Raw genomic sequence first — 12,284 nt, forward strand, 5'->3', positions numbered from 1 at the left:
GACCCCGCTGCCCCTCCACCACCCGCTGCGCGGGCGGTCCCCCTCCCCCAGCAAGCTGGGGGAGGATTGGTTGCGCTCATTCCTGCGGCAGGCCGTCGGCGATATCGTAATAGTCGCCCTTGTGCGCGGTGAAGATATGCACGTGCAGATGCGTGTCGGTGGGCGCATCGAACGCGCCCATCGCGATCGCCATCGAATCGCGATGCGGCGGGTCCCAGAACAGGAAGCTGCCACAGGTCCCGCAAAAGCCGCGCCGCACCTTGGGGCTGGACTGGTACCAGCGGACATGCTCCTCGCCGGTGATGGCAAGGTCGCTGCGCTGGACGTCGGTCGAGGCCCAGTAATGGCCCGATTGCTTGCGGCACTGGCCGCAATGGCACGCATCGGGCTCCTTGAGCGGGGCGGAGACGGTGAAAGCGATCGCACCGCACAGGCATGATCCGGTGTGCATGAAAGGGCTCCGTATCTGCACGCAGGCGCACCCAGTCCCGCTCAGCCTGAGCTTGTCGAAGGCCTCGTGATGTCGGTTGCCGGATATAGCCCGTTAGCCTCGTCAAAGGCAAAAGCAAATGCTGCCGCAGGGCGCGGGGCCTTCGACAGGCTCAGGCTGAGCGGACGTGGTTAGCGATGGCCCGCATGAAATCCTCCCCGAGACAAGCTCGAGGAGGATTTTTTAGCTTATAGCATATCCTCGAGCATCAGCGTCGCGGTCGCCTTGGCGCTGCCGACCACGCCCGGAATGCCTGCGCCCGGATGCGTGCCCGCGCCGACGAAATAGAGGTTGGGGATCGCATCGTCGCGATTGTGCGTGCGGAAGAACGCGCTTTGCGTCAGCAGCGGCTCGAGGCTGAAGGCGCTGCCAAGATGCGCGTTGAGATCGGTGCTGAAATCCTGCGGCGTATAGTGGAAGCTGGTGACGATCCGCTCGTGAATGTCGGGGATCAGCCTGTGGCCGATCTCGTCGAGAATGCGCTTCTCGTAGATCGGGCCCATTTCCTTCCAGTCGATCGGCAGCTTGCCCTGATGCGGCACCGGCGAGAGCACGTAAAAGGTGCTGTGCCCCGGCGGTGCCATCGAGGGATCGGTGACGGTCGGGTGGTGCAGGTAGAGCGAGAAGTCCTTGGCCAGCACGCCATGATCGTAAATGTCGTCGAGCAGCCCCTTGTAGCGCGGGCCGAACAGGATCATGTGGTGCGGAATGCCGGGCCAGTCGCCCTTGATGCCGAAATGCGCGACGAAAAGCGAAGGCGAGAAGCGCTTGCGCTTGAGGCTCGCCGCCGCGCGCTTGCCCCGGCCCGACTTGCCGAGCAGGTCGCGATAGCTGTGCATGATATCGGCATTGCTGGCGACCGCGTCGAAGCTTTCGCGCCAGCCGCTCTTGGTCACCACGCCGGTGACCTTGTCGCCCATGGTCTCGATCTCGGTGACCGGGTCATTGAGGCGCAGCGTGCCGCCGATCCGTTCGAAATGCCTGACCATGCCCGCGATCAGCCGGTTGGTGCCGCCTTTGGCGAACCAGACCCCGCCGTCCTTTTCCAGCTTGTGGATGAGCGCATAGATCGAGCTGGTCTTCATCGGATTGCCGCCGACCAACAGCGTATGGAACGACAGCGCCTCACGCAGCTTCTCGTTCTTCACGAACGAGGAGACGATCGAATAAACCGAGCGCCAGGCCTGATATTTCATCAGCGCCGGTGCGGCCTTGATCATGCTGGCAAAGTCGAGAAACGCCTTGTGGCCGAGCTTGAGATAGCCCTCGTCGTGCACGCCCGCGCTATAGTCGAGGAAGCGGTCATAGCCGGCGACATCCTCGGGGTTCAGCTTGGCAATCTCGGCGCGGAGACTCGCTTCGTCGTTCGAATAGTCGAAATTGGTGCCGTCGGGCCAGTTCAGCCGGTAGAAAGGCATGACGGGGACGAGGTCGACATCCTCGCTGATATGGTGGCCGGTCAGCGCCCAGAGTTCCTCCAGGCAAGGCGGATCGGTGATCACGGTCGGGCCGGCGTCGAAGGTGAACCCGTCCTTTTCCCAGAAATAGGCACGGCCGCCGGGCTTGTCGCGGCTTTCGATGACGGTGGTGGCGATTCCGGCGGATTGCAGGCGGATGGCGAGCGCCAGCCCGCCGAAGCCGGACCCGATAACTGCAGCTTTTTTCACTAGGTGTAAGGCCCCTGATTGCGACCCGAATGCGCGGGCAGATTGTGCGGCACTATAGCGTTACGTTTGCAATGTGCCAGCAGATGCGCGCATCGGGGGCAAAACCGCCTCTATTGCGCCGCAGCCGCCATCGCCGCGCCCACCGAGGCTGCGATTTCCTCGGGCCGCGGATTGCGCCTGAGCGTCAGCCCGCCATTGGCCTGGATGTTCTGCCCGGTCACGAAGGTACGATCGTCGCACAGCCACAGCACCGCGTGCGCGATATCGTCGGCGGTGCCGATCCGGCCCAGCGGATATTCCTTCGCGAACGCCGCCTCGAGCCCGGGCGTCGCCACGGCGGCGGCCGCCATCGGCGTCGCGGTCAGCCCCGGCGAGACCACATTGGCGCGGATGCCCATCGGCCCGTACTGGTTGGCAAAGCAGCGGATCAGCGCCTCGGACCCCGCCTTGGTGCCGATATAGGCGGCATGGTCATGGATCAGGCATTGCGTCGTGGCCGACGATATCTGGATCACCGATCCGCCGCCCGTCATGGTACGCAGACAGGCGTTCAGCATATGGTGCACGCCGGTGAACTGCAGCGCGACCATCGCCGCCAGATCCGCGTCGGTGACATCGGCCCAGGGCTTCATCAGCCCCCAGCCGGTGGCGTTGATCGCGATATCGACCTGGCCATGGCGTGCCGCGACGCCATCGAACAGCGCATCGACATCGGCGCGCGATGTCAGATCGCAGGACACCGCCTCGCCGCCGATCTCGCTCGCCAGCGCTTCGAGCGGGTCGCGCTTGCGGCCCGAGACGATTGTCTTCGCCCCGGCGGCGGCGAGCGCCCGCGCGATCACCTGGCCCATGTTATGATCGCCCGCGGCACCGATGACGATCGCGGTCTTGCCCGTGAGATCGGTCATGCTGCGGCCTCGCTCAGAAAGCGTGCGGTGGCGACGCCATCGGGGCCATAGGCGGGTTCCTTCAGGTCGAACCGGTATTTGCGCGTATCGGCATTGAGGATCGTGAACTGCGACAGATGCCCGAGCATGCCGCGATAGGCCTCGCCCTCGAGATGCGCCTGCAACTCGTCGGCGCTGTCCCATTCCTCGAACACATGCACCCGGCCCGGATCGTGCGGATCGGCGCTCCAGGCATAATGGCGGCAGCCCGGTTCGGCGAGCGCCATATCGATCAGGGCTCTCGCGCCCGCCAGCGCCGCATCGCGGTTCTCGGGAGGGAAATCGACTTCGCCTGCAATCACGATGCTCATTTCGCCTGGGTCTCCTTGAGGATGCTGAAATGCCGCTCGGCAAAGCGCCAGCCTTGGGCGGTGCGGGTATAGACATCGAGATACTGGCCGATCGGACGGCTGACCGATCCGTCGGCAAGTTCGAGATATTCGTGCGTGTAAACCCGGCCCGTGGCATGATCGCCGGTGATCGCGAGCTGACCGATCTGCGCGAAAAAGGCCACGAAGGGAAAGCCCGCCATCGCCTGGGTCCACAAGCCGACGATCGCCTCGCGCCCGCGCACCTCGGTGCCCATCAGGTTCCACAGCGCATCTTCGGCCCAGGTCGCACCCCAGGCCTGCGCATCGCGGCGGAACACCGCGTCACTATAGCTGTCGATCAGCGCACGGATCGCGATCTGGTCTTCTGCGGGGCCCTGGAAGGTCATTCAAATCTCCGTTTGTCCCGAGCCTGTCGAGGGACCTTTCACAACCCTCTCCGAATACGTCCCTCGACTTCGCTCGGGACAAACGGAGGTGGGGCGTTTGGGGGCTTGGAGCAGTGCCGCCATTTTCAAGGCAATTGCCCCGCCAGATACTTGTCCATCGTCTGGTGAAACTGGCGAATTCGCCCCTCCTGATAGCGGCCCAGCTCGACGCGGTTGTTGGCAGACGCGATCAGGCCCTCCTGCACATAGGGCAGGTTCTCCATGTCCTGGTCGAACACTTCGCCCAGCGCGCCCCATTCGGTGACCGTGGCCCACGGCTCATCGGGGGTGAGGAAGCGCATTTCCGCCGCTTCGGGCATTGCGCCATCCTTGGGCTTGCGGCCCAGCAGGCGCACCTCCATCAGTGTCGCATTCTGGTCGGGCCAGGGCCGCCAGCGATAGACGATATTGGGCACGAACCCGCCCCAGGGCGAGAGGTTGGGGAAGATGTTGTAAGTGAACGCGTCGAGCATCTCGCTGTCCGAAATGCCCGCACTGTCATAGCCCAGCGCATCGAGGAAATTGGCGCGGTTGATCTCCGCCATCGCCTTGCGCGCAGTCTCGCCCTGCTCGAGCTTGCGCCCCTCCAGCGAGGCCGAGCGGCCCGAGGTGCGGCTGAACGCGGCGATGATATCGTCTTCGGACAGGTTGTCCGCCGCCAGATGCGGGCTGGGCAGGCCGAACGGGGTCAGCGCGAGGTTCGCATGGTCGCCCCACATCGAATAGCGGGTATTGGCATCGCCGGTATAGGGCAGGATCTGCGGGTGGGTGACGATCGAGTGCCAGGCCTCCATGAACGCCTCGGACACCGCCTTCCAATTGGCGTTGATCACCTTACCGACCCAAAGGGCAGTATAGCATTCGTCGAGCCGCCAGCGCGCGAACCGGTCATAGACTTCCGCGCCCATATAGTCGCGCAAGCTCACCTGCTTGCTGCTTTCGGTGACGAAGATGAAGCCCTGCCAGCGCTCGACGCGCAGCTCGGGCAGGCTCATGTCGCGCTCCTTCAGATGCTGGAAATCCCATTCGCATGGGATGTGCTTCAGGCCGCCATCGGTCTTCCAGGCAAAGCCGTGGAACGGGCAGGTGAAATCGTCCGCCGATCCGCTTTCGGTGCGCAGCTTGCGGCCGCGGTGCAGGCAGACATTGTGAAAGGCCTTCACTGACCCGTCATCCTGCCGGACGATCAGATAGGAACGCCCGACATTGTTGTAGACGACATAATCGCCGGCTTGCAGCAGCTCGTCCTCGCGCGCGGCCATCTGCCACACGTTCGGCCACATGTGCTTCTTTTCCGCCTCGAAGAACGCAGCGCTCGTATAGCGCTCCGCGGTGACCGGCTCGGTGCCCAGATCGCGCCAGCTGTCGCCGCGCACCTCGGGCGGTACCTCGCGGCTGTCGAGATCGAGAATCTCGTCGACGGTGATCGCTGGGCAGCGGTCGGCGGGGTAGGGCCGGCTCGCATCTTCCATGGGCTTGCTCTCCTGTTTCATTTTTGCCGGTCCCCCGCCTTCGCGGGGGACCGGATAAGTGGACTACAAAGGCATCCCGATCGCCTCTGCAATATGCTGGTGCACCGCTTGGGGTGCGCTTTCGTTGGCGCCCAGCACGACGTGGAAGTCCGCAGGTGCCGTCAGCAGATTGGCATAGCCGTGGCTGGCGACGCGATAATCCTCGGTCTGCACCACGGTGGCGGTGGCATCATAGGCCATCTCGCACACGCCGCGATAATCCTCGTCGATGATCCCGAACGGCGCATACACGCCAAACTGGCAGCGCGTCTTGCCGACGCCATCGGGAAACAGGCGGAACACCTGCGTGAAATAGACGCCGGGGGTCACCGCGCCGAAGAAGATGACCGTGTTGGGGAAGAGATATTGCACCCCGCCATATTCGGTATCGGGCCATTCGGCCTCATCCTTGCCGACCAGATCGCCGATGGTCTTGTCGGGAAAGCTTATGCGGTGATGGCGGCCGAAGCGTTCGAGCACCGAAATGTCGTTATAATGCGTCTGGCCGATGGTCGAGCTGTGCAGCGCAGCGAAATGATAGCCCTCGCCATAGGTGTCGAGCGCGAATTTCCAGTTCGAATCGGCGGTCAATATGCCCTTTTTCACCGGCACTGCGCGGGTGAGCTCGATCAGCGCGAGCTGGTCGGCAAACTCGCCCAGATGTGCCGCGGCATCGATTGGCTCGCCCTCGGACGCGCACACGAAGATGAGGCCCAGATATTCGCTGCACGGCAGTTCGAGCAGGTCGCGCGCGCCGATGGCGCAATCGGCAAAGCCTGGCTTGCCCGGCTGGCCGACGAGCCTGCCCAGATTGTCGAAGGTCCAGGCGTGGAACGGGCAGGAGATGCGGCTGGCCTTGCCGGTGAACGGCTCGGCCTGCTCGACCAGCTTCGCGCCGCGATGCGTGCACAGGTTACGGAAAGCGCGGACGACGCCGTCCTTGCCGCGAATGACCAGCATCGAGGGACCGGCGGCATCGAACACCAGATAGTCGCCGGGATCGGGAATGTCGCCGGAAAGCCCCGCGACGAGCGGCTGGCCCAGGAACAGATGCTCGCGCTCGGCTTGAAAGCGTGCCTCATCGATATACACCGATTTGTGCAGCGGCAGCGGCGCATCGGCCATGTCGGTAGTTCGGTTCGCCACATTGGCCACGATCTTGCGGCGGATCTCGCGCGCCCGCAGCTTGCGCGACGCCGCCCAGTCCGGAGTCAGGCTGTCGGAAGGATCGCGTTCGGCCATCGGGGCCTCCCAATTTGGACAATGGCAATTGCGGGCACCATGCCAGAAGAGGGAAGGCCAAGGACACTATTGGTTTAGTGAGGGGAAGGAGTGCCACCATGCGCAACGCCACGATCGCCGCGATCGGCAAGCCGATGCAGATCGCCTTCGTGCCGGGTGATTTCGATGCGGCGCTCCGCCACTGGACCAGCAACATCGGCGTGGGACCGTTCTTCGTGATGGAACGGATTCGGCTGGAGGACGCGCGCTTCATGGACGAACCGTCCGACTGCACCTTCACCATCGCGCTCGCGCAATGGGGCGATGTGCAGGTGGAGCTGATCCGCCAGGACAATGACGCGCCTTCGATCTACCGCGGCGATTACTGGCCGGGCGGGCAGGCGATGCACCATGTCTGCCTGCTCACCGATGACATTGCAGCCGCGCGCGCGGCGGTCGAATCGGGCGGCGGGCTGGTGCTGGTCGAAGGCAAGGTGGGTGCGGACGGCGCGGTGATCTATGCCGATTGCGGCCCCGCCGCCACACGGCCCAATGCCGGGGCCATCGTGGAGATATTGCAACCGGCGAGCGGCAGCGATGGCTTTTTCGGGATGATTGCTGAAGCGGCGAAGAGCTGGGACGGAAGCGACCCGGTGCGGGTGTTGGGGTGATGCAACATAAAATCCTCCCCCAGCTTGCTGGGGGAGGGGGACCGCCCGCGTAGCGGGTGGTGGAGGGGCAGCGGGTTTGCGCAAGTCATAGGCAAATGTGCCATCCCGCTTCCCCTCCACCCCGACCTTCGGTCGGCGGTCCCCCTCCCCGAGACAAGCTCGGGGAGGATTTGGAAGGCTAATCGCTCGCCCCCAGATAGCCCAGCTGCCCGGCCTTGAAGATCGTCTGGCTGCGGTTGACCGCGTCGAGCTTCTCGCCCGCGCGGTGGATGTGGTAGCGGATAGTCGCGTGGCTGCGGTCGAGGATCATGCTGATCTCCTTGTCGGTCTTGCCGATCGCCGCCCAGCGCAGGCATTCGACCTCGCGCTTCGACAGCATGCAGTCCGCCGGCATCCGCCGCTTGGTGCGCATCACCATCACGTAACCTGCGATGAAGCGGCGGGTCATCGAGGCCATGAGGTCGGCATGCTTTTCGAACAGTTCGGATAGGTCGGTGAGCGACCGGTCCATCGGCGTGAAGCTGACCGCGGAGATCTGGCCAAAGGGCAGGTGCACCGGCACGACGATCGCGGCATGCACCAGCGAGCGCTTGCGGAAATCAGAGAGGTCCATTTCCTCGAGATATTCGTTGCGCCAGCGGCCGTACATGCCGGTTTCGTTGCACCAGAAGGGCTCGCTCTCGTAGCGACAGGCGCGCGGCAGCGGCGAGTTGAGCGCGAGCCGGGTATCCTCCCACCAGCGTTCGCCATCGGCCATCCAGCCGAAGATCTCGCCGTTGATGATCGCGCCATCGGCATCGACCATCGGTTCCTTGGACGAGATGTCGTCGCAGGCTGCCACCCGGAACCCGCGCGCCTGCGCCATTTCGTGCAGCGCGATGGCGGCGTCGCGGATATCCTCGACCCGGCGTATGGTGACCCGCTGCGCCAGCGTGTTGAACGGGCTGTTGCGAGCCTCCAGATTCTCGCTGAATTTGGCATGTGTCTCGATCATGGTGTTCCCCTTGATTCGATCCGTCTCTCCTGTGGGTGAGACTAGGTGAGGATGCGGGCTAACGCTACGGATTGCGAGGCAGACGGGTGCTTTTTGCGGCCAGTGTGACAAAAGGTCCGCACCGGCCTTATCCTGTCGTCCGCGCTGCCTTGTCCTTGGCGTTCGCGCCGCGGATCATCGCCGCCATGTCCGCCCATTGCTGGTCGTCCATGCGCGAGAGGCTCTGGTAGAAATTGCCCGAATTGGCCTGATAGCCCGCGCCGTCGATGGCGATGGTCTGGCCGTTGATATAATCCGCGCCGCGTCCCATCAGCAGCACCGCGAGGTTCGCCAGCTCGTGCATCTCGCCCACCCGGCCCATCGGGTTGCCGCGATCGGCATTCTGGCCCTGCAGCCCCTGCGAATTGCCGGGCGACAGCCGCTCGGTCATGCCCTTGGTGGGGAAAGTGCCCGGCGCGATCGCGTTGAAGCGTAGGCCATAGCGGCCCCATTCGGTGGCAAGGCTTTGCGTCATCACGTTGATCCCCGCCTTGGACATGGCCGAGGGCACGGTGAAGGGCCCGCCGTTCCACACCCAGGTGGTCAGGATCGCGAGGAAATTGCCGCGAATGCCTTCCGCGATCATCCGCTTGCCGACATTGTGCGTGATGTAGAACGTGCCGCGAAACACGATGTCCGAAATCGCGTTGAAGCCATTGACGCTGAGGTCCTCGGTACGGCTGATGAAATTGCCCGCGGCGTTGTTGACGAGGCCGGTGAGCGGCCCATGCTGCGACCAGATGGCGCTCACCATCGCATCGATCGAAGCGGCGTCGCGAATGTCGCAGACATGCGCAGCCACGGTGCCGCCATGCTTCGTCATCAGCTCGTCCGCCGTCGCTTCCAGCACCGCGCCGCGCCGCCCGCAGATATGCACCTCGGCCCCCAGATAGAGGAACGCTTCGGCCATCACCTTGCCCAGCCCCGTGCCGCCGCCGGTGACGAGGATGCGTTCGCCCTGCATCAGGCCGGGGCGGTACATGATCTGCGTGATGTCCATTCAGGGGCTCTCCTGTTTGTTCTTGTCTGCACTCAACACCGCTCAGCCTGAGCCTGTCGAAGGTCACGCTAGATGGGCAGCGTGGTCGCGGGGCCTTCGACAAGCTCAGGCTGAGCGGAGGGGTTTGGGCGAGTGTGGCACGCCTGGGTGCCGCCTCACAACCCCAGCACGTTCACGGGCCCAGCACGTTCACAGGCCCAGCACGTTCACAGGCCCAGCACGTTCACAGGCCCAGCACGTTCATAGGCCCAGCACGGTCTTGGCGATGATGTTCTTCTGCACCTCGTCCGACCCGCCGAAGATCGTCCAGGCGCGCGAATTGAGATAGCGGCCCGCCGCCATCTGCGCCTCGACGCTGCCCACCGGCTCGGGCGCTTCGTTGCCGTAGAGCGGGCGCTCTGCGGGCAGCTGCAACCCGGCGAGCCCGTGGATTTCCATCGCCAGCGTGTCGAGCTCCTGCCTGAGATTCGCCGAGAACAGCTTGACCAAAGAGGTCTGCGGACCCGGCGGGCGGCCCTTGGCGATCTCGGCCAGGATGCGCAGTTCGCTGATCTCGAAGGCGCGCGCCCGCAGCCGCAGCGAGGCGAGCTTGCGCGCAATCTCGGTATCGTGGATCAGCGCACCATTGGTGCCGCTGGGCACCTTGGCGGCGGTGAGCGCGAGCTGGTCGATATCGGCGATCAGCTTGGGCGCGAAGCATGATCCGCCGCGCTCATTCTCGAGCAGGAACTTGGCGATCGTCCAACCCTGGCCCTCGTCGCCGATGCGGTTGCCGACATGGCTTTTCGCATCGTCGAGGAAAACCTGGTTGACCTCATGATCGCCCGCCATGGTGACGATCGGGGTCACGGTGACGCCAGGCTGGTCCATCGGCACGAGCAGGAAGGTGATGCCGCGCTGCGCCGAGACCTCTGGATCGGTGCGCACCAGGCAGAACATCCAGTTGGCGTAATGCGCGTGGGTGGTCCAGATCTTGGAGCCGTTGATGCGGTAGCTATCGCCTTCCAGCACCGCGCGGGTCTTCAGGCTGGCAAGGTCCGATCCCGATCCAGGCTCCGAATAGCCCTGGCACCAGTAATCCTCGGCCGAGAGGATGCGCGGCAGGAAGCGCGCCTTCTGCTCGGGCGTACCGAAGCGGCAGATTACCGGACCGACCAGCTTCAGACCCAGCACCGCCAGCGCCGGTGCGCCCGCCAGCGCGCATTCCTTTTCGAAAATATAGCGCTGCACCGGGGTCCAGCCGGTGCCGCCATCCTCTTCCGGCCAGTGGATGGCGAGCCAGCCCTTTTCGTGCAGGATGCGCTGCCATTCGAGGCCGATATCGGGTTCGACGAACACGCCGGGGGTGCGTTTCGCTCCCTCGATCAGCCGCGCGTTCAGATGCGATGCAAGGAAGCTGCGCACCTCGACCTGAAAGGCAAGCTCGTCGGGGGTGAAGTCCATGTCCATCAGTCAGATTCCGCCAGTTCCGGTCGCCCAGGCGATGCCGCGGCGCAACAGTTCGTAGTAAACGGGATAGTTCCACGCGCATTTTTCCGGATGCGGGTAGAAGTCCTGCATGCCCGGCAGGTCGTAATGCCCGCGGCAGTGGCCGAGCGTATTGTACAATATGCCGCCCTGGCCGATCGCGCGGGTATAAATGACGGGCACCACGGTCTCGGGCCAGTGTGCATCGACAAAGCCGGTGGCCTCGCCCGCGAACCGGGTCTGCGCGAGCGTGCGGATGTCGCTCATCTGCTTCATCAGGTACAGCTCGTCGACCACATCGAAATCGTCGATCCCGCGCGTCACGTCATGCTCTGCATCGACGATCTCGACGGTGAACGGCGCGCCGATCGGCGGGTGCGCCTTGAACTGGGTGCCCAGCATGTCCATCACGTCGGGCCGCTCTTCGGGGCTGTCGACACCGGCATCGGTAAAGCGCAGGATCGAGTTCGTCCCGTGCAGCGCCAGCCAGCGCCCGCCGCGCTCGAGAAAGGCGCGGATCGCCGCCGCTTCGGCCTCGCTGGGCATCAGGTCGCAGGTATAGGTGACCAGAAAGCGGCAGCCGGCGAGCCGCTCCTCGACGCCGTGATAATCATGCGCCACCGTGGTGCGGATATGGTCATGCTCGGCGAGCAGCTTGAGCACCTCCAGCCGGGCGAAGTCGATATCGTGATATTTGCCCGCCGCGACGAAATGCGCATCGATCCGTTCTGCCATGCTGCGCTCCCTTAGCTGCGGAAATGGCCGCCGCCATCGACGGTGAAATCGACCCCGGTGGTGAAGCTCGCCTGATCGGAGAGCAGGAAGACAATCGCATTGACCACCTCATCTGCCTCGCCGACGCGGCCCATCGGATGATTGGCGGCAAACATCGCCTCGACCTCGTCCGCCGTGCCGGGAAGAGCCTCGAGATAGCGTTCGAACATCGGCGTGCGGATCGCGCCGGGGTGCACGGTATTGGCGCGGATGGGCAGGCCCTTTTCGGCGCAGTCGAGCGCGATCGTCTTGGTGAGCGCCGTCACCGCCGCCTTGGACGCGCAATAGGCGGCAAAGCCGGAGCCCACGCGCAGCGCCAGCATCGATCCGATATTGACGATCGCCCCCGGCTCGTTTGCTGCCGCGATGGCGGGGATGGCGACACGGCAGCCGTTGAACGTGCCGTTCAGGTTGATGTCGATGGTCCGCTGCCAGCTGTCGAGGTCAACATCGACCACCGCGCCCGGCTCCGAAATGCCGGCGACATTGACCAGGTGCGTGAGCTTGCCGAAGGTCGCCTGTGCGGCCTGGACGGCGGCTTGCCATTGCGCAAGATCGCGGACGTCGAGCGAGACCGCCATCGCGCGTTCGCCGAGGTCCGACGCCAGCGCCTTGGCCTTTTCGAACTGCACATCGCCCAGCACGACGCTGCCGCCTTCCTCGACGATCCGCCGCCCGGCAGCGCCGCCAATGCCTTCTGCCCCGCCCGACACCAGCGCGACCTTGCCCTGCATCAATCCCATATC

The 12,284-nt window shown here is 64.4% G+C and carries 13 protein-coding genes; 1 reads left to right on the forward strand and 12 read right to left on the reverse strand.

Annotation, left to right across the window (positions count from 1 at the left end):
• Positions 1–76: 76 nt before the first annotated feature.
• The 7 genes from AX725_RS00845 to AX725_RS00875 all read right to left on the reverse strand — a co-directional run bounded on the left by AX725_RS00845 (position 77) and on the right by AX725_RS00875 (position 6,614).
• Positions 77–451, reverse strand: coding sequence for a GFA family protein (locus tag AX725_RS00845; RefSeq protein WP_066043972.1), 375 nt, complete (start codon positions 449–451; stop codon positions 77–79).
• 227 nt (positions 452–678) lie between these two features.
• A complete protein-coding gene (locus AX725_RS00850; protein ID WP_060980189.1) occupies positions 679–2,157 on the reverse strand; it encodes a phytoene desaturase in 1,479 nt (492 codons plus the stop codon).
• A gap of 110 nt (positions 2,158–2,267) precedes the next feature.
• Entirely contained in the window at positions 2,268–3,065 is a 798-nt protein-coding gene (locus AX725_RS00855; protein ID WP_060980188.1) for an SDR family NAD(P)-dependent oxidoreductase, read from the reverse strand.
• The gene (locus AX725_RS00860; RefSeq protein ID WP_060980187.1) at positions 3,062–3,415 is read right to left on the reverse strand and encodes a putative quinol monooxygenase; all 354 of its coding nucleotides are present in this window, start codon (positions 3,413–3,415) and stop codon (positions 3,062–3,064) included. The genes AX725_RS00855 and AX725_RS00860 overlap by 4 nt, the downstream gene beginning before the upstream one ends.
• Complete coding sequence (locus tag AX725_RS00865) at positions 3,412–3,822, reverse strand: YybH family protein (protein ID WP_066114771.1); 411 nt, start codon at positions 3,820–3,822, stop codon at positions 3,412–3,414. The genes AX725_RS00860 and AX725_RS00865 overlap by 4 nt, the downstream gene beginning before the upstream one ends.
• Before the next feature lie 125 nt (positions 3,823–3,947).
• On the reverse strand, positions 3,948–5,333 hold the full coding sequence (locus AX725_RS00870; RefSeq protein WP_066114769.1) for an aromatic ring-hydroxylating oxygenase subunit alpha: 1,386 nt from the start codon (positions 5,331–5,333) through the stop codon (positions 3,948–3,950).
• 63 nt (positions 5,334–5,396) lie between these two features.
• Positions 5,397–6,614, reverse strand: a complete 1,218-nt coding sequence (locus tag AX725_RS00875; protein ID WP_066114767.1) for an aromatic ring-hydroxylating oxygenase subunit alpha — start codon at positions 6,612–6,614, stop codon at positions 5,397–5,399.
• Positions 6,615–6,712: 98 nt separating this feature from the next.
• Here AX725_RS00875 and AX725_RS00880 point away from each other — a divergent pair, with 98 nt between their 5' ends.
• On the forward strand, positions 6,713–7,264 hold the full coding sequence (locus tag AX725_RS00880; RefSeq protein ID WP_060979348.1) for a VOC family protein: 552 nt from the start codon (positions 6,713–6,715) through the stop codon (positions 7,262–7,264).
• 178 nt (positions 7,265–7,442) lie between these two features.
• On the opposite strand, the gene AX725_RS00885 is transcribed toward AX725_RS00880, so the two are convergent.
• The 5 genes from AX725_RS00885 to AX725_RS00905 all read right to left on the reverse strand — a co-directional run bounded on the left by AX725_RS00885 (position 7,443) and on the right by AX725_RS00905 (position 12,281).
• Complete coding sequence (locus tag AX725_RS00885) at positions 7,443–8,258, reverse strand: helix-turn-helix transcriptional regulator (protein ID WP_208597773.1); 816 nt, start codon at positions 8,256–8,258, stop codon at positions 7,443–7,445.
• Between the two features lie 127 nt (positions 8,259–8,385).
• Positions 8,386–9,297, reverse strand: a complete 912-nt coding sequence (locus AX725_RS00890; protein WP_060976895.1) for an SDR family oxidoreductase — start codon at positions 9,295–9,297, stop codon at positions 8,386–8,388.
• Between the two features lie 240 nt (positions 9,298–9,537).
• The gene (locus AX725_RS00895) at positions 9,538–10,746 is read right to left on the reverse strand and encodes an acyl-CoA dehydrogenase family protein (RefSeq protein WP_060976894.1); all 1,209 of its coding nucleotides are present in this window, start codon (positions 10,744–10,746) and stop codon (positions 9,538–9,540) included.
• Between the two features lie 3 nt (positions 10,747–10,749).
• On the reverse strand, positions 10,750–11,499 hold the full coding sequence (locus AX725_RS00900) for a ThuA domain-containing protein (protein ID WP_060976893.1): 750 nt from the start codon (positions 11,497–11,499) through the stop codon (positions 10,750–10,752).
• A gap of 11 nt (positions 11,500–11,510) precedes the next feature.
• Entirely contained in the window at positions 11,511–12,281 is a 771-nt protein-coding gene (locus tag AX725_RS00905) for an SDR family NAD(P)-dependent oxidoreductase (RefSeq protein ID WP_060976892.1), read from the reverse strand.
• Between the last annotated feature and the right edge of the window lie 3 nt (positions 12,282–12,284).

The organism is Blastomonas sp. CCH9-A1 (assembly GCF_001557175.1).
GTDB lineage: Bacteria > Pseudomonadota > Alphaproteobacteria > Sphingomonadales > Sphingomonadaceae > Blastomonas > Blastomonas delafieldii_A.

Coding starts and splice junctions, on each gene's coding strand:
- AX725_RS00860 (WP_060980187.1), bottom strand. CDS start 3,415: ATGAGCATCGTGATTGCAGGCGAAGTCGATTTCCCTCCCGAGAACCGC.
- AX725_RS00870 (WP_066114769.1), bottom strand. CDS start 5,333: ATGGAAGATGCGAGCCGGCCCTACCCCGCCGACCGCTGCCCAGCGATC.
- AX725_RS00855 (WP_060980188.1), bottom strand. CDS start 3,065: ATGACCGATCTCACGGGCAAGACCGCGATCGTCATCGGTGCCGCGGGC.
- AX725_RS00880 (WP_060979348.1), top strand. CDS start 6,713: ATGCGCAACGCCACGATCGCCGCGATCGGCAAGCCGATGCAGATCGCC.
- AX725_RS00890 (WP_060976895.1), bottom strand. CDS start 9,297: ATGGACATCACGCAGATCATGTACCGCCCCGGCCTGATGCAGGGCGAA.
- AX725_RS00885 (WP_208597773.1), bottom strand. CDS start 8,258: ATGATCGAGACACATGCCAAATTCAGCGAGAATCTGGAGGCTCGCAAC.
- AX725_RS00845 (WP_066043972.1), bottom strand. CDS start 451: ATGCACACCGGATCATGCCTGTGCGGTGCGATCGCTTTCACCGTCTCC.
- AX725_RS00865 (WP_066114771.1), bottom strand. CDS start 3,822: ATGACCTTCCAGGGCCCCGCAGAAGACCAGATCGCGATCCGTGCGCTG.
- AX725_RS00905 (WP_060976892.1), bottom strand. CDS start 12,281: ATGGGATTGATGCAGGGCAAGGTCGCGCTGGTGTCGGGCGGGGCAGAA.
- AX725_RS00875 (WP_066114767.1), bottom strand. CDS start 6,614: ATGGCCGAACGCGATCCTTCCGACAGCCTGACTCCGGACTGGGCGGCG.
- AX725_RS00900 (WP_060976893.1), bottom strand. CDS start 11,499: ATGGCAGAACGGATCGATGCGCATTTCGTCGCGGCGGGCAAATATCAC.
- AX725_RS00895 (WP_060976894.1), bottom strand. CDS start 10,746: ATGGACATGGACTTCACCCCCGACGAGCTTGCCTTTCAGGTCGAGGTG.